The organism is Clostridium sp. DL1XJH146, from assembly GCF_054819755.1.
On record NZ_JBTVVN010000014.1, the window covers coordinates 61138 to 81079 of the forward strand.

The following is a 19942-nucleotide window of genomic DNA, read 5'->3' on the forward strand; positions in this document are numbered from 1 at the left end:
AAAGTATAACATTTTCATATTTTGAATATCTTTTTGATTATTATTGACATTGTGATTAAAATTTTATGAATTTATTTATTTTATTTCTACTATCTCTTCATAAACTAATTCTCCATCAACTCTTTTACTTTCCATAAGAGCTATAGATTTTACAGATGCTTTTATTCTTTCAAATTCAATATTTTCTAAGGGCTGTTGCCTAACTATTTGTCTACCTAGAGTAATATGTGGTGTGTAATCTCTATTTTCAAAACTAAATCCACTATTGTTTAGTAATTTTCTAAGTTCCTTTTGTAATAAAATCAGTTCTTCATTTTTCTTTATTCCAGCCCAAACAATCTCTTTATTTTTTCTTTTGAAAGACCCTAATTTATATATATCAATTTCCTTCGGAAAATGCTTTAACTTATGTAAAGCATCAATATCTCTGTATTCTGCTAATTTTTCTTTTGTATCTTGATTTAATGTAATTGCATAAAATACTCTCATTTTTCCACCTATTTTTCTCGTAATTAATAATATATTTGATTACTTTAATAAAATATTATCACTTATAAACCTGATACTAGTTTTACATTTAGTTAATCCAATTATTCACTCATTAATACAATTCTAATCTCCCTCCAACTGTATATGTAGATAGAATTTTTCCCTCACATTTATTGATTACTAAAATATACTATATTATATACAAGTGTATATTTAATAATATATCCTAAACTCACTCTTTTATATAAATAAAGACAAGCTTATATGCTCCAATTTGGAGTTTTTACTCAAACTATAATTAAATTTCCTACTAGATGCAACTCAAATAAATTAAAAAGGAGTAAGTTAATGAAAACATCATTTAAGAAGAATTTTAAAATTCTTATATCTATATTTGTAATAGTTATTTTAGCTCTTACGGGGTGTACAACCCCTTCAAATAATAAAAACAACACCACTACTAAAGAAAAATCAATGGAATTAACTATTTATAGTGGTCGTAGAGAAAAATTCACACTTCCTGTTGTTGAAAAATTCCAAGCTGAAACTGGCATAAAGGTAAATTTAATCACAGGTAAATCAACTGAATATGCTCACAGAATTGTCGAAGAAGGTAAAAACACTAAAGCAGATGTATTTTTAGCAAATGATGCAGGTGTACTAGAATATCTTCGTATACAAGACATGCTTGCAGAAATAAATTCAAAAAAACTAGAAAAAGTCCCTATGAATTATAGAGGTAAAAATAATACTTGGACAGGCATAACTGTAAGGTCACGTATATTTATGTATAATAAAGATCTTATAGATGCTAAAGAAATGCCACAATCTATATTCGATTTAACAGATCCAAAATACAAAGGACAATTCGCTATTAATAGAGCCGGCAATGAATCTATGGTTACCTACTTTACTTCAATCAAAACAATAATTGGTGAAGAAAAAACTCTTGAATTAATTGAAGATATTATGGCAAATGACCCATTAATTTTGCAAAGTCACACTGATGTAAGACGAGCTGTTGGTAGTGGCGAAGTAAAATTTGGTCTTGTAAATAATTATCATTTCAAAGTTCAGTTAACAGAAGAAGGTTTAAATAATGTTGCTGCAATTTATCCAGATCAAGGTGAAGATGCAATAGGTACCTTCGTTAATGTATCTGGTGCCGCAATAACTAAATATGCAACAAATAAAGAAGCGGCTCTATTATTTATAGAGTTCTTACTAGAAGAAGAGCAACAAAAAATGAATGCAGAAACACCAATAATACCTAATATTGAAGGAATAGAGTATGAAGACTTTAAAGCTTCCGATACTTCATTAGGTGAAGTTGGACCACAATGGGAATCAACAATAGAATTAATGAGAAAGGCAGGTTATTCTGACTAAGGGGGACTTAAATTGAATAGGATCAAAAACATGTGGGTGAAGATTTGGCGTGGTACTCCCCCTCGCCCTACTCTTATATTTATAAATATAATGACTGTACTAATAATGTCAATACCGATAATCTATATTTTAGCAAGAGCTCTAACCTCTCCAACAGAAAAATGGAGCATAGTGTTTAAAACTCGTGTTCCAATTCTTATTTGGAATACCTTAAGCTTAGCCTTTACAGTCACTTTAATCACCGTAGCAATAGGTGTTATACTTGCATGGCTCGTTGAACACACAAATTTACCTGGAAGAAGATTTTTTAAAATAGCATTAAGTCTTCCTTTAGTTATTCCTCCTTATATTGGAGCTTTAACCTACGTTATTTTTTTCGGACCAAGGGGTATCCTTTATTCCTTCTTCGGAAATAGCCCTATAGATGTATATTCATTTTTCTCAGTTGCATTTATACTATCAATGTTTACTTTTCCCTACGTTTTTTTACTTGTATCTTCTTCTCTTAGAAAAATCAGTTCTAATTACGAAGAAGCTGGTCGTTCCTGTGGTGCCTCGTATCCTACTATATTAAGAAAAATCATTCTACCGCTAGTTAGACCTGCTATATTATCAGGTAGTATTATAATTTTATTTTATATTGTAGCAGACTTTGGTGCCGTTTCAATGCTTAGATACACTACGTTTTCAAGCAACATTTACTTTCAGATGGTAGGTAGTTTGGACAGGTCTTCAGCTGCAATTTTAAGTATTGTGCTTATTTTGCTAGGACTTGTGATACTTTTAATTAAATCCTACTTGCTCAACAAAAAAACATTTAGTCAAAACCCAAAATCAAACAGAAAAATGAAACCTATTAATCTAGGAAAATTTAAATATATTTCTTTATCTTTAGTTTTTATTGTATTATTGTTTTCAGTTATTCTTCCTTTATCTACACTAACAGTATGGAGTGTAAAAGGTATTAGTGAAGGTGTCCTAACTTTAAAAACATTAGGATATATAAAAAATAGTTTAACAGTAAGTATAGGAGCTGCTCTTATTACAATGGTCATTTCAATTCCCGTTGCTTACCTTAAATATAGAAATCCTTCAAAAGTAACTATACTTATGAATAATGTTTGCCATATGGGACTAGTTATTCCTGGAATATTAATAGCTCTTGGTATGGTGTTCTTCATTAGCCAGTATTTCTCATGGCTTATGGGAAATCAAATAGTATTAATGATAGGATTTTCTATAAGGTATATGTCCCGTAATTTACAATCTACAGAATCATCAATGTCCCTTGTATCAAAAAACCTTGATGAAAGTGCATATAGTCTTGGTAAAAACTTTGGTTCTGTACTAATCAGAGTAATTCTACCTTCAATTTTACCCGGTGTTTTATCTGGTGGCGCTTTAGTTTTAGTAAGCTCACTAAAAGAATTGCCTATCACTTTAATGTTAAGACCAGCTGGTTTCGATACACTAGCAGTTAGAATATGGATTGAAGCAAGCGATGGATTTTACACTCATGCCGCTCCTTCTGGACTTCTCATTGTACTTGTATCTATTGTTCCACTTTATTTTATGCTAAAAAGCTATAGGAGGGATTAGTTATGGCCTATGTAGAAATAAAAAACCTTTCAAAAAAATATAACACAGCAAAAGATTTTACTATAAAGAATCTAAGTCTAACTATAGAAAAAGGCGAGCTAATAACTATACTCGGTAAAAGTGGTTGTGGTAAAACAACCCTTCTTAGATTATTATCTGGCTTTGAAGTACCTAATGAAGGAGAAATTATTTTAAATGGGAAAATGATCTCAAGTAATAATGTGTGGGTACCTCCTGAAAAACGAAATATAGGTATGATTTTTCAAGATTACGCCCTATTTCCAAATATGACAGCTTTTCAAAATATAGCTTTTGCAATTAATAAAGATCCTAACTACAAAAATAAAACAAAGAATATGTTAAAACTAATAGGACTTTACGATTCCAAGCACAAATATCCACATGAATTATCAGGTGGTCAACAACAAAGAGTTGCAATTGGCAGAGCTTTAATCAGACAACCAGCTATTCTTCTTTTGGACGAGCCTTTCAGTAATTTAGACCTAGAATTAAGAGAAGCTATGCAATGGGAAGTACTAAAACTATTTAAAAAAACAGAAACAACAGCTATCTTTGTAACACACGACCAAATCGAAGCTTTATCAATTTCCAAAAGAATAGCCATATTAAATGAAGGTAAGATTCAGCAAATTGCTACTCCCTACGACATTTACAATAAACCTAGAAATAGTTTTGTATCAGAATTTATAGGAAGAGCTAATTTATTTACTGGAAAAATTCAAAGTTCTAATTCTATTTTATGGGAGAATATTATTATATCCTGCAAGGATAATATTCCTTATGAAAAAGGAACTAAACTTAAATTTATGATACGAGAAGAGGATGTTTTTATAAATAAAAATGGACCTTTAAAAGGCACTATTGTTAGCTTTACCTATATGGGCATGAACTACAGTGCAACCTTATCTATTAAAACTCCAAACAATAAAATATTAATGCTTAAAATTTTACTACCTGGCTCTAGTAACGTAGAAATAGGTGCAGAAGTAAAGTTAGACTTATTTATAAAATCTAAACATCACATTTTTCTTGAATAAAACAGACCAACTTTGCAGATGGTCTGTTTATATGACAAATCAAAACAGCCTTTTGTTTTATACTTGTACATCCTTATTAGCAATGATAAAATTGACTAGAAAAACTTTTTACTAAAGAAAAGTTGGAGGATAATTTCATGCAAAATACTGATTTAACACAAGATTCAATAATTAAGCATATACGTAAAATTGCTATTCCATCAGGTATTGGATTACTTTTCAATACTCTCTTCAATGTCGTTGATACCTTTTATGCAGGGAAAATAAATACAGAAGCTTTAGCAGGATTAACAATATCACTTCCAATATTTTTTATTGTTATTGGCCTAAGTTCTGGACTTGGGAATGGTACTACAGCATTAGCAGCTATTTCTATAGGTGAAAAAGATAATAAAAAACTACACGATATTATACTAAACTCTTTTTTCATTAGTTTCATACTTAGTATACTAATTATTGTAGCTGCCCCAGTTATTACGCCTTTTCTATTTAAATTATCTGGATCTGATGCTTCATCTATGTCTTATGGTATACCTTATACAAAAACAATATTTTATGGTGCTGCCTTTTTTATAATAAATAGTATTCTTAATGGTATCTTAAGTGGACAAGGAGACACAAAATCTTATCGTAATTTTTTAATTATAGGATTTTTCTTAAATCTTATTTTAGACCCATTATTCTTATATGGTTGGTTTACTATCCCCAAATTAGGAACTATAGGTATAGGACTTGCAACTGTTATTATACAAATATTCGGTACTATTTATTTATGCTACCGTCTCACTAAAAGTACTATAGTAGAATGGAAAAAAATTTTCTCTTCAAAAATATCTTTTTCTACAATAAAAAATATACTAAAACAAAGTATTCCATCGGCCTTAAATATGGTTACCGTTTCTATCGGTGTGTTTGTAATTAATTACTTTATTCTCTACTACTCTAACTCTAGCTCTATAGCAGGCTATGGTGCTGCCATAAGAGTTGAACAATTATCTTTGCTTCCTGCTTTAGGACTAAACATCGCAGTCCTTACAATAACGGGACAAAATTACGGAGCTAAAAATTATGAAAGAATAAAAGAAACCAAAAAAATTGCCACAATTATTGGTATAAGCATTATGATTATAGGTGCAATAATTATATATCCATTAGCACCATTTCTTATAAAATTATTCAATAATGATATAAATGTTATCGAAGCTGGTACAATCTATCTGAGAATAGAAGTTTTCGCTTTCCCAACATATGTTCTTTTAAATATTGCAACCTCTACTCTACAAGGAATTAAGAAACCTAGCTTTGCCGCATATATTGGACTATATAGACAAATACTCATGCCTATTATTTTGTTTTACTTCCTAGGAAATCACTTAAATCTTGGTGTCTTAGGTGTTTGGTGGGGTATTGTAATAATTAATTGGAGTGCTGTAATAATAACTCTTTGGTACAGTAAACGTCAATTAAATAAACTTTAAATCTACTTTTTTATGTATTATTCAAATCCACTTCTTAACATTACTTGATATTATTGAAATTTAAAAGTATACTTATAAAATATACTTGTAAAGGTTTAAATATATCTTGAGGGGGAAAATAAATGAAAAAACTACTTAAAATAATCTTAACTATTATTATAATACCAGTAATTTTATTTGGTGCTTATCTTTTAGTACTTACTGTATTAGATTATAGTCCAGAGGAAACCATTGCTTTAGCGGTAGATAATAACACATCCATAAATATGAACAGTGAAAAAAGTTTTTCTATAACAACTTTTAATATTGGTTATTGTGGTTTAGATAAGGAACAAGATTTTTTCTTAGATGGTGGGACAGGCTCTAAAAGTAGTAGCAAAGAAAAGACAAATGAAAATCTAGATAAAATAACAAGTTTTATTAAAAATCAAGATTCAGATTTTGTATTTATTCAAGAAGTAGACAAAAATTCTACAAGAACATATCATGTCAATGAGTATGATTATCTAAAAAATGAATTATCAAATTATAGTAGTATTTTTGCTAACAACTATAAAGTTCTTTGGAATATAATGCCTTTAACTAATCAAATGGGTTATATAGATGGTGGACTCCAAACTTTATCAAAATATACTATCGATGATACTAATAGATATCAATATCCTGGTGATGAAAGCTGGCCAAAACAACTTTTAGTACTTGATAGATGTTTTATTGAAACAAGAATAAACTTAGATAATGGGAAAGATTTAGTTTTATTGAATTCACATCTATCTGCTTATGATAAAGGTGGAACAATAAGAAAACAGCAACTTACGTATTTAAAAGAGTATTTACAAAAAGAATATGAAAACGGTAATTACGTTATTTGTGGTGGTGATTGGAATCATCAATTACCTGGTACAGATTCAACCTTATTTGAAACAACTCAACAATGGCCAGATTGGCTTCAAGAACTTCCAGAAGATTTTACACCTGAAGGATTTAAATGGGCGGTAGACAAAGAAATAGCATCTAATAGAGGTGTTGACATGCCCTATGAGATTGGAGAAAACTTTTTATGTGTAATTGATGGATTTCTAGTTTCTCCTAATGTAGAAATTGAAGAAGTCAAAGGTTTTGACCTTAAATTTGAAAACACAGATCATAATCCAGTGGAAGCTGTCTTTAAATTAAAATAAGCTTTTAATTTAGCCCAGTCTTATAGAGTATCCACACTGGAATCTTTATAAAGCTGGGCTATAATTACTTTCTAAATCTTTACTTAATTTAACTAAAGTTATTATTCATTTTCTTAAGTAATCTTAAGAATACTTCCTTTTCTTCTTCTGTGAATCCCTTATATGCCGTTTCATATATTTCTTTTGAAATATTCATATATTTACTTTCATTTTCTCTACCTTTTTCAGTTAATTTTATAAAAGTGATTCTCTTATCTTTTTCACATTTTAGCTTTTCTACATAGCCTAATTTTACCAACTTATTTATCAGTGGTGTAACAGTAGATTTATCTTTTCCTATTATTCTTGCTATTTCTTTCATTGTTAATTCCTTTTCATTTTCATATAACGCCGTTAAAATATTTCCATGTGAAGGAATTAAACCATATATATCTTGCTCTTCTAGTTTTTTCTCTAAAAAATCTATCATTTTCTTTTTAGTTCTGCTTATAAAATAAACAATATACTTATCATTCATAACCTTATCTCCAATGGTTTCCTTATACTTTATTCTCTATTATAAACTGTTTACAAAATGTTTTCAACGCAATTCCACATTAATCTAATGCATTCAATGCACTAGATTCCATAATAATATACAACTGAAATTCACTCTATATTTTAAAATACTGTTCATATTTAACCATTAAAAGATAATTAAATATTAGTTTGACATAAAACTAATATTATTATATAATACAAGAAAATAGTTTTGTGTCAAATTAATTTTCTGCAATGTTTCTATATTTAGTACCATACTATATGCAAATACTTGTATGTTTTTTAATATAACATAACAAAAGGAGTCTTAAAATGATAAAAAATAGTTTTAAAGCAATGTTAGTTGAAGAAGTTGAAAAAAAGGTTTTTGAAAGTAAAATAATAATAAAAGAAATAGATTCTTTACCTGAAGGGGATGTTTTAGTCAATGTAAAATACTCATCTCTTAATTACAAAGATGCCTTATCAGCTACTGGCAACAAAGGTGTTACAAGAACTTACCCACATACACCTGGTATCGATGCCGCTGGTGTTATAGTAGAAAGTAACAATGAAAATTTTAAGTCAGGCGATGAAGTCATTGTTACCAGCTATGATTTAGGAATGAATACCTCAGGTGGTTTTGGCCAATATATTAAAGTTCCTTCCAATTGGGTAGTTAAACTTCCTAAAAACTTATCTCTAAGAGAAAGTATGATCTTCGGTACTGCAGGATTTACCGCTGCTCTATCTATTTATAAAATGATAAATTCAGGAATAAAACCAGAACATGGTGAAATATTAGTAACAGGCGCAACAGGTGGTGTTGGTAGTATCTCTGTTGCTATTCTAGGCAAACTTGGCTATGAAGTAATTGCATCTACTGGAAAACCTGAAATGAAAGAAATGCTTGTTGAATTAGGGGCTAAAGATATAGTAAATAGAAATGAACTAGATGATAAATCTGGAAAGCCTTTAGTAAGACCAAGATGGGCTGGAGTTATAGATACTGTAGGTGGTAATACTTTAGCCACTGCAATAAAATCAACTAAATATAATGGAGCCGTAACTTGTTGCGGAAATGTAGCTTCTCATGAATTTATGTCCTCTGTTTATCCTTTTATATTAAGAGGAGTGACTTTAATAGGAATAGATTCAAGTCAAACCCCAATGGATACAAGATTAAAAATTTGGAATCTACTTTCAGGAGTGTGGAAATATGCTTCATTAAATAATAACGTAGAAGAAATTTCCTTAGAAGAACTAGATGGAAAAATAAATCTAATGCTAAAAGGAAAAAGCAAAGGAAGAATCTTAGTTAATTTAGATAAATAATAATCCCTTTACAATAGCTCTGTTAATAGTATACCTATCATTTCACAAGAGGCACCTCACCAGTTTTATAACTAATGAGGTGCCTTCTCTATAAAATTTTCTATAATACCTTTTTAATCATAATTATTTTTTTCTGATTCTTAATTAGATAGCTATTTCTATCCTATATATGTTATAATTTAAAGTATGCAAAAAATCAAAAATAACCCATAAGGATTATTAATATATTAGTTAAAACGAGGTGTATTATTATTAAAAGCAACATTAATGAAAATGTAAATCAATACGAAACAAAAGAAAACATTACCTATCTAAAAGTAAGCAAAAAAAATGGTGAAATTCTTGACTGCCAAATAGATACTGAAGATTTAGAAAAAGTCTTAGAAAAAGGTAATTGGTTTGCCCAGTGGCATAAAGATTTTAATAGCTACTTAGTTCAAAACGTTAGCCTTTCTACTATCAACGGCAAAAAGAAAAACGTAAAACAAACGCTACAATCATTTATATTAGGAGTTACTCCTAAAGCTCCAATTAGACATATCAATGGAGATACTCTTGATAATAGAAAATGTAACATAGAAGTTTACTCACAAAATGTTACTAATGATTATGAACTAGTAGACGAAGATACTGCTTCAATAATATTAAGAGATAAATTTGGTAAAGAAAAAACTAGAGTTATTATAGACAAGGAAGACCTAGATAAAGTATTATCTCAAACTAATGGTTGGGTTTATTACAAACATTATGATAAAATATCTGTTATCTCAAATACTCCTTATGGAAGAATTTATTTAGATAGATTTATTATGGATACAGATGAAAAAATGATTGTACATCATATAAATCTAAATGCTTTAGATAACAGAAAATCTAACTTAGAAAACAAATCATTACCAGATGAGTATAAATTTAAGGCAGGAAAGAAAAAAGTAAAAGGCGACAAAAATTCTACTTCAGAAGACGAAGCAATATTTGATAACGAAAGCTTTGATATCGAAAATGACATAGTAGATGACATAGTAAACGAAGACAATTAATACAAAGATTTATAAAGGCTCCACACTAGTATAATAGCTAGTGTGGAGCCTTTGTATGAAGGGTTGATGCAGAATAGTGGAGGTAATATTATGAATGAAAAGTACCTAGTAGTAACCAACAGAGGATATACCACTGAGAAAATATTTTATTTGGGTGACAGTGAACTACAAGCTTTTAAGAGATTGAAGGAAATAACATACATGAATAAGGAATTGTTATTAGCAAATGTTAAAATGGTTACAATGTTTAATAAATTTGAATTAGTTGAAATCTTTGAGGTAATAAAGAAAATAGCATAAAAAGCGTGTCAAACCGAAAAAAGAGAAGACTGATGAACTTCTCTTTTCGCTGATTAAGGAGTATCATGCAACATTTGATGGTATATTAGTCTATCGCCGTATGACGATGTTTATTAATCGATTAAATCAACAAAATGTTTCATAGTAAAAGTTTCAAGTCCTTAGATGACTTGAAAAATAAGATTGTCGAGTTTATCGAATTCTACAATGCTGCTACCCCATTCCAACCACTAATACTATCATAAATAAACCTATTATTCTTACTAAAGCATCATTCATTTTCCTAATTTTATCACCTTTTTACTATTTCTTATTTAAACAGGTAATATCTAAATTTATAGTAATTAGTTACGTAATATTAGAATATTTTATAATAAAAATAATTTAAATAAATATAATATTTTATTACTGTTTCTAAAAAATCTATAGTTATATATATTAATACCAATTTCATAAAGTTTATTTTTACTATTTAAATGGATTTTCTTCTATACCATCAGAAAACCTAATATATTTCAGTGGGACACTATCTTCGTATTCAATAATCCAATACATATAGTCAATGATAGGTTTTTTCTCTGAAAATGTCTCTATTACATTTAAAGTAATATTATATTGCAAATTATTGAACTGAGAAGCAATTTCATTAACTCTCGTTTCAGGAACACCTTCATCCCCGTCAACAAAATAAATTCCTTTTTTAAAAACAAAAATAACATATACCAATTTATCCGTTTCTTTATCTGTTCCCCAGAATGCATAATTCTTACCCGAGACTGATGAATTTTCAATATCTATTGAATACTCTTTTGAAACATAATTCTCGTTTGCCTTGGTAAAATATATCATATCACTTATCAAATATTTAATTCCATCAACCTGAGTAAACAGAATTAATAAAATGAAAATAACCAAAATCAAAACTTTCTTTTTCATGATTTTTCTCCTCTAGCACTCTTCGTAATGTATCTTACGACATATTTTCTTACTACAGCGACAAAACACAAGAAGATTAGGTATTTGCCTATGCATGAATTATACTCATTATGTTAATCTAAAGTTATCCAATATCTTTGTGTAATTTCATTTCCTTCCGGTATTTCATTTTCCAATTTGGCACCATTATTTATCATAGTCTTTGCAGATGCAACATTATCTTTGTCACAAGTAATTAAAACTTTTTTAATATTTAATTTTGCACATTCTCTTAAGGCTAATGATAACATTTCAGTTGCATATCCTTGCTGTCTTTCTGATTTCCTAATACTATAACCTATATTTCCACCAAAATTTAACAAATACTCATTCAAACGATGTCTAATATCTATCATTCCAATTAAACGAACATCATCAGTAGAAATAGCCATATATGTAGTTGCAGGTACTAAACCAGTTCTTACTGTTTCTTCTTTTAAATTATCACAAAATGAACTATACCACTCTTCAAAAGTTTCAACATTTCCCAAACCCGCAGTACCATCCATGCTATCTCCATTTTCAATAAATTCTCTTTTATAATCCATAAGTTTATCCTTATTCTCTGATGTTGGTAAAACTAATTTCAATCTGTTCATTTTATTCCTCCAATTGATAAACTTACAACTGCCACTTTATCTCCTCTAACTAATGCATTTGGCTTTTTCATAATATCTCTCCTATCTAACGTCTATGAGTGCAATCAACTTCATATTATATAGATATCCAAGTTATACTAAATCTCATTAACCGTTCCCATAAACAAAATTAACCCAGTATTCTTATCCGCAATAACATACATGAAAGGTCTATCTGCCATGAATATTGGAGTCTGATTTTGTGTCATGCATGCTTTATCCATATCTACTAAAGTAACTGCCGCTGCCTCTGTGCCATTTTCATCTATTTCAATAAAGCATTTTTGTTTTATTAAATCTATATATAAATCATTTTCCTTTCTCATAACAGAAAAATCTGCACCACTATCAAAGGCTTTTTCCATACCAAATCCTTGTAGCATTTCATTAAGTTCTTGCTCAAACTCAATTTTAAATTTAGGTAAATGAATTTCAATATCTTCATATGAGGTATCTTGATCCATGTCTTGCCATTTTTCAAATTCAACTTCCTTCATCATATTTTCAATATTAATCTCTTCATTTGGAAGAAAAATGTACATGCCAAAATTCTCATCTTCATAAGGAAGCCTTATCGCTTCAAAAGTATCTCCCTTAAAATGCTGTATTGAAAAAGTCTCTTTCATCATATCAATTTCTTTTTTCTCACCTACACTATTTGTGAATTCTTCCTTAGAAGTGCTGTGTTCACTAAATTGATTTAACCAATTGCCTTTAAAATAAACACTATTTATTAATGCTACTGAAGTATCATCAAAAGACTTCACTATATCTTTTATCTTCCCATTAGTGTTATTTTCAATCCATTTATTTATAGTATCTAAAGTCTTTTTTTTCGTAAAATCAACATTTTGAACTGTTGCCTCATAATTTTCTTTCCCAATAGTTTTAAAATCTTCTTCAATGTTAAGACCTTTTTGAACCCAAATAGAATTTGCCATATTAAGTTCTATACTTTCTAAACTATTATAATTAGCAATAATATTTTTATAACTTTCATTAATAGAATTATCCTCAAACTCACTTAACTCAAGTGCCTTAAGCATTTCTTCCTTAGTGTCACCTGCTGCCCCATTTTGAGAAAGCGAAAGAATTGTATTCATACTAATTGGTGATATCACAGTATTTTTACTCTTATTTGCATTGATTGTCTCCATGAGCATCTTAAATGCTACTTTATTGTTTGCTTTGCTAATAGAAGTAACTGACTTTGTTAGTACTTTACCCTCTATTTCATAATCATCTTTAGTAAGATTTGAATTGTTAATAGAACATCCTGTAGAAACAGTCACAATTACAAATAGTAAAAATAAAATACCCCTTTTGATTTTTCTCATTATACTTCCCCCCATTTTCACATAAACTTGATGTTAAAATAATTTTTTCATTATTATCTTCCTCTATTATGTACGAAATAAAATATGGGAAAGTTTATATAAAACTATTTATTTTACAAATAAACTAAATTGATTTTGCTTAAACAATTGATTATTGGGGTATTTCGCTAATTTCTCAAAACTAAAAAAAACACATCAACACCTTCAGTAGGCAGTATTAACATGTCTCTTTATAATTCTAAACGCTTCTATAATTTATCTGCAATTTCTTTTACTTTATCAATAGATAATCCTGTTAATGTACTAATCTGTTCTAAGGAAAGATTAATTGAAAGAGCATTTTTTATAATACCAATTCGTTCTTCTTCTCTGCCTTCTTCTTTCCCTTCTTCTTTTGCTTTATTTAATGCACTTACTTTATCTTTTAGTATTTTTGATCTAATTTCATATAAAGCTCTTTGCTCACTGTCATTACTCATCTTTATTAATTCATCTTTAGCTTCTCTTATCTCTTTTACACTCATTTCAATATCTCTAACTTTTTCACTTTCGGGGTCTTTTAAAAATTCCGTCCATGCAACTAGCATATCCTTTTCATCACTGCTATCTTTCAATTTAGGAATCTCAATAAAATGCATTTCTATTATATCAGTTAGCTCTTCATTACTTTCAATATCTTTTAACCTATAGCCTGTATGGAATTTATCAGTTTTTAAATATTTGAAATTTAATATATTTATGCATATTGTCCTATCTAGCTTAGAATAATCTTCACCTTCACCAAGTTGTTCTTCATACATTTTACGTAAATAATACAAACTTCTTTTTATCATATTATGTTCATTTTTTAACTGAATTTCTATATTAATTATTTCTTTATTACTTGTAACTGCTTTAATATCTAATCTTGAATATTTATCTTCTATAAAATATTTTTCTATATCATTATTTTTTATATGAACTTCTGTTATCAATTTCTGTGGTTTTAAAATTGCATTTAAAAATGATATTAATATCTGTGGATTCTTCTCTGAACCAAATATATTCTTAAATACAAAGTCTACTTTAGGGTCTAATAATCCTCTTATCATAATTTTTACCTGCCTTAAATATAATACATTTCCTTATTCTTATTATATCCTATATGATATTTTTCTAAAATAGCTAAATTTTATTTATCTTAAATATTAAATAATATGAGAAATTATATAAATATACATTAGTTCACCCCAACTATCTTACTTCTTCGTTCTAATAAAACTGTATCGTGCCATACCCCATCGCTCATTTTGGCTATTTTTTCTCTTATTCCAATTTGCCTAAAGCCGCATTTTTTATGCATTTCTATGCTTCCTACATTTTCCTTTATAATCGCACTATACAAAGTCCATATCCCGTTTTCTTCAGACTGTTTTATTAAATTTCTCATAAGAGCTGTGGCTATTCCTTTACCTTTATATTTTGCACCAATGTAGATACTAACTTCTACAACTCCCTTGTAACAACTTCTACTTGAAGTTGGACTTAATGCTATCCAACCCAATACGTTATTTTCGCAACGTGCAACTAATCTACATAACTTAAGATGGCCATTGTCCCAATTTTCAAAAGTAGGTACTTCTGTTTGAAAGGTTGCTAAACCTGTCTTTATTCCTTCTAAATAAATCATCTTTACCTGTTCCCAATCTGCTTCTTTCATAGTTTCGATTTTGTATTCCATTCTTTTATCTCCTCGCCTTTTAATTCACCTTTTCTTCTTATGTGAAGCAATGGTATCTATTCAATCTACATTTATTTAATTGGTATTATTCAATAATATTACTTATTCCCAATAATTTTCTGACAATTGACCTACTTGTCCATCTATTGGATTAACCATAAAATATTCATTCTGCTCAATTGCTTTAATCTCATAATAATATGCTCTATCAGATACAAATAATTGCTTTGGATTATTACTTATAACTATAGTAGCATGATCCTTAGAAGTATCTAAAAATACTATTTCCTCACTGGATTGCACTGATTCTTCAATTAATTGTTTTCCATCATCATATGTATAGCTTGGCAATGTAGAATAAATTACTACAGGAAGCATTATTGATACTAATGCAAGAACAAGAATTTTTGCTTTTGGATAAGTCTTTTCTTCTCCGAATAAAAATCTAAAATACCCGAATGGTTGAAATATAAAGGGAATAAAAATCCCAATTTGATAAACTCCTGCATAGACTGCAGCTACTTTGTAAGCAAAATACATTTCCACTAATGTTATTAAAGTAATACAAATCATTATGCCTTTTTTGCTTTTAAAAATATTCATATAAACACCCCTTACTTATCATATTCTTCTCACACTATTATTTGAAATATATAAAATCCAATTTTATTTCCCTAATAAATGCGGGAAATATATAGCCATCAAACTAATTACTGTTCCCGAAATAAAAGATCCGATTATACAACATATCATAGATTTTTTCTTATCTAAGCCTAAAAAAACAGCAATTGCACTTCCTGTCCATAAACCTGTTGTTGGCAATGGTATCCCCGTAAATATTATTAATCCAAGTTCCTTATATTTGTCCATATGTTTAGTATTCTTTCTTATTTTGTTCTCAATTAAATTTGTAAATCCATTGAAAATTTCTACCGTTTTCATCCATTGAAATATCTTATTGAAAAAAATAAGAATAAATGGAACCGGAAGCAAGCATCCTATCCAAGTTAATAAAAAAACGCTTACTGGATTTATATCATAACCATTTATACCTAATGGAATAGCAAGTTTTTGTTCAGAAAGTGGCACTGCTGCAGATAGTAAAATTATTAAATATTTCATAACACTCCTCCGTATATTACCGTATAGTAACCCTATAAAAATTCAAACCAATTACCTCCTCACAAAGTGAACTACCATTCAAGAAACACACCACACTCCAAATTATATACAATATAGAATTTTTTATCAATATATGCTTTAAATTCATGCATAACTGTAATTATATAGAAATTAATTATTGACTTACATAGAAGTTCAATGTATACTAAGTGCATAGAAGTTCTATGTAAAGAGGTGTGATTTTTGATATCAAAAGATTTAATAGCAGCATCATCAAAACCACTTATACTATCATTACTATCAAAAGGTGAAAGTTATGGTTATGAAATCATAAAAAACATACAAGAGCTTTCAGATAATAAAATCATTTGGAAAGACGGTATGCTCTATCCTGTACTAAAAAAATTATGTGAAAATGGATTTATTGAAAGTGAGTGGAAAGTCATCAGTGGAAGACGACGAAAATATTACAGAATTACAGCTTTAGGTTTAAAATCTTTAGAAGAAGAAAAATATCAATGGCAAATAGTTAATGCTACTTTAAATAAAATATGGGGGTGCTCTATATGTTTCAATTAGATTCATCTATTGATAAATGGAAAATTAAATTAGTTAACTCTAATTCTTTTACAAATTCTGATATTGCAGAATTAGAAAGTCATTTACTAGAAGAAATAGACAACTTAAAAGATAAGGAATTAACAGAAGAAGAGGCTTTTTACATAGCAAGCAGTAGACTTGGCTCTGTTGAATTACTTTCTAGTGAATTTACAAAGATAAATACAAAACCCATCTATCTTAAAAGAATAATGTGGCTACTTGCTGGTTATTTGCTTATTACATTTATTCAAAATGTAATAACAACGCTTTCACTCTTGTTAACGGAAGGCTTTTATGCAATCTATGATTTTAATGAGAAATTTTTCACTTCTTTACCTTTAATTATTTGTGTTATTCTCTCATTGATATTCTTGTATATATTACTTAATACAAAATATCAATTATTAACTAAATTTCAATCCTGGTTTAGTTATATGTTTTCACATAACAAGTTACTACTTCTAATAGTTTTCTTTATTTTCATCGTAATGAATTCAATTGGATTTACAATATTACGTTCTTTCATAGTTAAAATTTCAAGTATTCAGCATTATGGTAGTATGATGTACGGTAATGCTATATTCATAATAATTTGGACAGTATTACTATGCTTAATCTTCATAACACTTACATTTAAGAAATCTAAAAACTAAACCAACACTAGCCGTCGCCTAATAGACAACTGACATAACATAATTACCTTACTTTAAAAAGCGCCACATTAGTATAATAACCAAAGTGGCGCCTTTCTCATTTGCAAACACGTATTTAAAATCTATATTCAATATTTTTTATTCACGTCTTTTTTTTATGTTAGAAATCAAAACATATATTTCTATAATCACAAGTACAACAAGACAAGTAAGTACAGTATTTATCACTGCAGGATACTGTCCATCAAAGCCACTTGGTGATTTATGTTTTATTAGTATACCTATATAAGCCCAAATTATAACAAGTCCATAGGCAATATCACTATTTTTTACAATGGTTGCAACTGCAATAATAAGCCCCACAGCTATTATAAGACGAGTCCAAAGCACCTCTGATAATCCAAATCCATCCCATCCTATACTAACAAGAAATGTAGTCACATTCGCAATTGTAGCTATAGTTATCCATCCAAAATAAATATTAAAAGGAAGTCTTATAAAAAATCTATCTTTTAATGAAAGTTTCTGTATTTTCATCTCTTTTTTTATTTCTAAAACTATGAAAATCAAACAAATTAGAATTACAATCATTAAAAGCAGGGTTGATGGAATAGCATAATAGTGCCAACAAAAAATCCATATTGAATTTGCAATAGAAGAAATTGAAAAATAAATACCTACTTTTCTAAATAGTTCTTCTTTAGACCTATTTAAATCCTTTTGAAAAAAACCTAGCTGATAAATTGTATACCCTGCAAGTAGAAGATAAATAAGTCCCCATATAGCAAAAGTTACTCCTGCCGGTGCAAAAAGATTTGGATAAGAATCTGAAATTTCACCAGTAGTTACTCCATTGATTGGAATAATATTTGCAAGTGCATTTACAGTAATCATAATTAAAAATGTGACTAAAGTAAAAATCGTTATAAATGTAATATTTCTTTTCTTTTTCATTATTTTCACTCCTCTTTACATTTATTTTTTACTCTTTACTTAAAGATATTCTTTATTTTAGATTAAAATACTACTCTTTTATCTTTTCAACTTCTTTCCACTGATTTGCCACATTATCTATATCTATTGAACTATCCTCTTTCAAATTCTTATTAAAGAAATTTTCAATAAAACCTTTTTGAATCGAAGAGGAAATTCTTCCATCAAGTTCTCCTGTATATTTTATATATTTAGTTAATGGAGAATACATATATACCATTGTAAAATCTAAATGTGTTGTGTCATTTATTTGATATAATTCAGTAGGTCCCTCACTATTCTCTAATAAGGAATATAAATTTTCATTATTCTCCCCTACTTCCCATGAACCGCTTCTCATAAATAGAGATGGCATATTAAGTCCCTTCTCAATCTCATCTTTTTTTATAGGTTCTACCCAAGCATCCATTCCAACAAGAGCTTTTATTCTCTCATCTTCAATAGCTACTGAAACATCTCCACCACCTCCAGTAGAATGTCCTAAAAGTCCTATTTTTGATAAATCTAGCTTACCTATAAAATCAGAATCAAACTCAGTATCAGCAAATTCACCTTTATTGAATTTCTCTAACCTATCTAATACTAAGCTTACATCTCCTGCATAAGTAGTAACTAATGTATTTGCATATTCTAAGAAATCAGGCGTTTCTTCTCTATCTGGAAGAGCTTCTCTATTTAAATATTCAACTTCGCCATCATCAAATACAGTTATCTCAGCTCCGTAAGTATGATTAATTCCAATAACAACATACCCATTACTAGCAAGTTCTTCTGCAACATCTGTATGTAGATTTCTAAAGCCTGTCCACCCATGAGAAATAATTACTACTGGGTATTTTTCTAACGCTTCACTGATTGGTGCTTTTTCAAAAGAATTCGACATAACTAAAGCTGTATGGTCTAGGATAAAAGATGGAAGGTTCATATCACTCGATAAAGCTTTAGCAACTATCTTGCCATCATAAAGCCATGGGACTCTATCATATCCTTCTATCTTTTCAGCTGGATACCAAATTTGAATTTTTATTTTTCTATTATCCTCTAAATTGTCGCTATAAATTGCTTCTCTATTCTCATCTACCATATCAAAACATTGAGTACCAATTTCATATTCACCCTTCGGTGTCGGCATTTTATATACAGGAAAAGCATACGCTGATATTCCTGAAATAATTATGAATAAAATCATAATAGTAATTATTGTTTTTTTCATTCTAAACCTATTACTTATATTTTCTGTTTTTATAATTGAAGAGGTATAAAGTATCGTAACTATCAAATATATAATTGTCATTATATATAATGGATATAGTTGCCATCTTGTTTTTTCAAATATTATATGAAATATAAATACAACAAAAGTTATATATGGTATATATTTTGTCATCTTTACTTTTTTGAAGTCACCTTTTATCCATAATATTGTAAATATAATGTTGAATAAAAATATAAAACCTTCTAGTAATCTCATTTATGCTTCTCCCCTCAAATTAAGTGTTACTTATTATACTTATAT

The 19942-nt window shown here is 28.8% G+C and carries 22 protein-coding genes; 11 read left to right on the forward strand and 11 right to left on the reverse strand.

Annotated features, from left to right (window positions below; translation table 11 throughout):
• Positions 1–75 precede the first annotated feature (75 nt).
• Positions 76–489, reverse strand: a complete 414-nt coding sequence (thpR, locus tag ACVHXK_RS08790) for an RNA 2',3'-cyclic phosphodiesterase (RefSeq protein WP_461206007.1) — start codon at positions 487–489, stop codon at positions 76–78.
• 348 nt (positions 490–837) lie between these two features.
• On the opposite strand from thpR, the gene ACVHXK_RS08795 reads away from it, so the two are divergent.
• The 5 genes from ACVHXK_RS08795 to ACVHXK_RS08815 all read left to right on the forward strand — a co-directional run bounded on the left by ACVHXK_RS08795 (position 838) and on the right by ACVHXK_RS08815 (position 7194).
• Positions 838–1878: an extracellular solute-binding protein gene (locus tag ACVHXK_RS08795; RefSeq protein WP_461206008.1), complete on the forward strand. Its 1041-nt coding sequence runs from the start codon at positions 838–840 to the stop codon at positions 1876–1878.
• 12 nt (positions 1879–1890) lie between these two features.
• Complete coding sequence (locus ACVHXK_RS08800) at positions 1891–3477, forward strand: ABC transporter permease (RefSeq protein ID WP_461206009.1); 1587 nt, start codon at positions 1891–1893, stop codon at positions 3475–3477.
• A 2-nt stretch (positions 3478–3479) separates the two neighbouring features.
• The gene (locus ACVHXK_RS08805; RefSeq protein WP_461206010.1) at positions 3480–4535 is read left to right on the forward strand and encodes an ABC transporter ATP-binding protein; all 1056 of its coding nucleotides are present in this window, start codon (positions 3480–3482) and stop codon (positions 4533–4535) included.
• A 137-nt stretch (positions 4536–4672) separates the two neighbouring features.
• A complete protein-coding gene (locus tag ACVHXK_RS08810) occupies positions 4673–6013 on the forward strand; it encodes an MATE family efflux transporter (RefSeq protein WP_461206011.1) in 1341 nt (446 codons plus the stop codon).
• A 122-nt stretch (positions 6014–6135) separates the two neighbouring features.
• The gene (locus ACVHXK_RS08815; RefSeq protein ID WP_461206012.1) at positions 6136–7194 is read left to right on the forward strand and encodes an endonuclease/exonuclease/phosphatase family protein; all 1059 of its coding nucleotides are present in this window, start codon (positions 6136–6138) and stop codon (positions 7192–7194) included.
• Positions 7195–7282: 88 nt separating this feature from the next.
• Here ACVHXK_RS08815 and ACVHXK_RS08820 read toward each other — a convergent pair whose 3' ends face one another.
• Positions 7283–7711 carry a MarR family winged helix-turn-helix transcriptional regulator gene (locus ACVHXK_RS08820; RefSeq protein WP_461206013.1) on the reverse strand — a complete coding sequence of 143 codons (429 nt, stop codon included), beginning with the start codon at positions 7709–7711 and terminating at the stop codon, positions 7283–7285.
• A gap of 335 nt (positions 7712–8046) precedes the next feature.
• Here ACVHXK_RS08820 and ACVHXK_RS08825 point away from each other — a divergent pair, with 335 nt between their 5' ends.
• The 4 genes from ACVHXK_RS08825 (at position 8047) to ACVHXK_RS08840 (ending at position 10633) form a co-directional block, all read left to right on the forward strand.
• A complete protein-coding gene (locus tag ACVHXK_RS08825) occupies positions 8047–9048 on the forward strand; it encodes a YhdH/YhfP family quinone oxidoreductase (protein ID WP_461206014.1) in 1002 nt (333 codons plus the stop codon).
• Positions 9049–9857: 809 nt separating this feature from the next.
• Positions 9858–10088 carry a hypothetical protein gene (locus ACVHXK_RS08830; protein ID WP_461206015.1) on the forward strand — a complete coding sequence of 77 codons (231 nt, stop codon included), beginning with the start codon at positions 9858–9860 and terminating at the stop codon, positions 10086–10088.
• A gap of 90 nt (positions 10089–10178) precedes the next feature.
• The gene (locus ACVHXK_RS08835) at positions 10179–10388 is read left to right on the forward strand and encodes a hypothetical protein (protein WP_461206016.1); all 210 of its coding nucleotides are present in this window, start codon (positions 10179–10181) and stop codon (positions 10386–10388) included.
• A 134-nt stretch (positions 10389–10522) separates the two neighbouring features.
• Positions 10523–10633, forward strand: coding sequence for a hypothetical protein (locus ACVHXK_RS08840; RefSeq protein WP_461206017.1), 111 nt, complete (start codon positions 10523–10525; stop codon positions 10631–10633).
• A 223-nt stretch (positions 10634–10856) separates the two neighbouring features.
• Here the strand turns inward: ACVHXK_RS08840 and ACVHXK_RS08845 are convergent, their stop codons facing one another.
• From ACVHXK_RS08845 to ACVHXK_RS08875, 7 genes are all read right to left on the reverse strand, one after another.
• Positions 10857–11324: a hypothetical protein gene (locus ACVHXK_RS08845; protein WP_461206018.1), complete on the reverse strand. Its 468-nt coding sequence runs from the start codon at positions 11322–11324 to the stop codon at positions 10857–10859.
• Between the two features lie 113 nt (positions 11325–11437).
• Positions 11438–11962: a GNAT family N-acetyltransferase gene (locus ACVHXK_RS08850; RefSeq protein WP_461206019.1), complete on the reverse strand. Its 525-nt coding sequence runs from the start codon at positions 11960–11962 to the stop codon at positions 11438–11440.
• Between the two features lie 137 nt (positions 11963–12099).
• Complete coding sequence (locus tag ACVHXK_RS08855; protein ID WP_461206020.1) at positions 12100–13338, reverse strand: serpin family protein; 1239 nt, start codon at positions 13336–13338, stop codon at positions 12100–12102.
• 248 nt (positions 13339–13586) lie between these two features.
• The gene (locus tag ACVHXK_RS08860; RefSeq protein WP_461206021.1) at positions 13587–14429 is read right to left on the reverse strand and encodes an Rpn family recombination-promoting nuclease/putative transposase; all 843 of its coding nucleotides are present in this window, start codon (positions 14427–14429) and stop codon (positions 13587–13589) included.
• 128 nt (positions 14430–14557) lie between these two features.
• Positions 14558–15058, reverse strand: coding sequence for a GNAT family N-acetyltransferase (locus tag ACVHXK_RS08865; protein WP_461206022.1), 501 nt, complete (start codon positions 15056–15058; stop codon positions 14558–14560).
• 102 nt (positions 15059–15160) lie between these two features.
• On the reverse strand, positions 15161–15661 hold the full coding sequence (locus ACVHXK_RS08870; protein ID WP_461206023.1) for a hypothetical protein: 501 nt from the start codon (positions 15659–15661) through the stop codon (positions 15161–15163).
• Positions 15662–15724: 63 nt separating this feature from the next.
• Positions 15725–16180 carry a COG2426 family protein gene (locus ACVHXK_RS08875; RefSeq protein WP_461206024.1) on the reverse strand — a complete coding sequence of 152 codons (456 nt, stop codon included), beginning with the start codon at positions 16178–16180 and terminating at the stop codon, positions 15725–15727.
• 243 nt (positions 16181–16423) lie between these two features.
• Between ACVHXK_RS08875 and ACVHXK_RS08880 the strand changes: the two genes are divergently transcribed.
• Positions 16424–16759 carry a PadR family transcriptional regulator gene (locus tag ACVHXK_RS08880; protein WP_461206025.1) on the forward strand — a complete coding sequence of 112 codons (336 nt, stop codon included), beginning with the start codon at positions 16424–16426 and terminating at the stop codon, positions 16757–16759.
• Entirely contained in the window at positions 16747–17433 is a 687-nt protein-coding gene (locus tag ACVHXK_RS08885; RefSeq protein WP_461206026.1) for a permease prefix domain 1-containing protein, read from the forward strand. Before ACVHXK_RS08880 ends, ACVHXK_RS08885 begins: the two co-directional genes overlap by 13 nt.
• 138 nt (positions 17434–17571) lie before the next feature.
• On the opposite strand, the gene ACVHXK_RS08890 is transcribed toward ACVHXK_RS08885, so the two are convergent.
• Together ACVHXK_RS08890 and ACVHXK_RS08895 are read right to left on the reverse strand one after the other, a co-directional pair.
• Positions 17572–18387 (reverse strand): hypothetical protein, encoded by an 816-nt coding sequence (locus ACVHXK_RS08890; protein WP_461206027.1) that lies wholly within the window; start codon positions 18385–18387, stop codon positions 17572–17574.
• Between the two features lie 70 nt (positions 18388–18457).
• On the reverse strand, positions 18458–19897 hold the full coding sequence (locus tag ACVHXK_RS08895) for an alpha/beta hydrolase family protein (protein ID WP_461206028.1): 1440 nt from the start codon (positions 19895–19897) through the stop codon (positions 18458–18460).
• Positions 19898–19942: the final 45 nt, after the last annotated feature.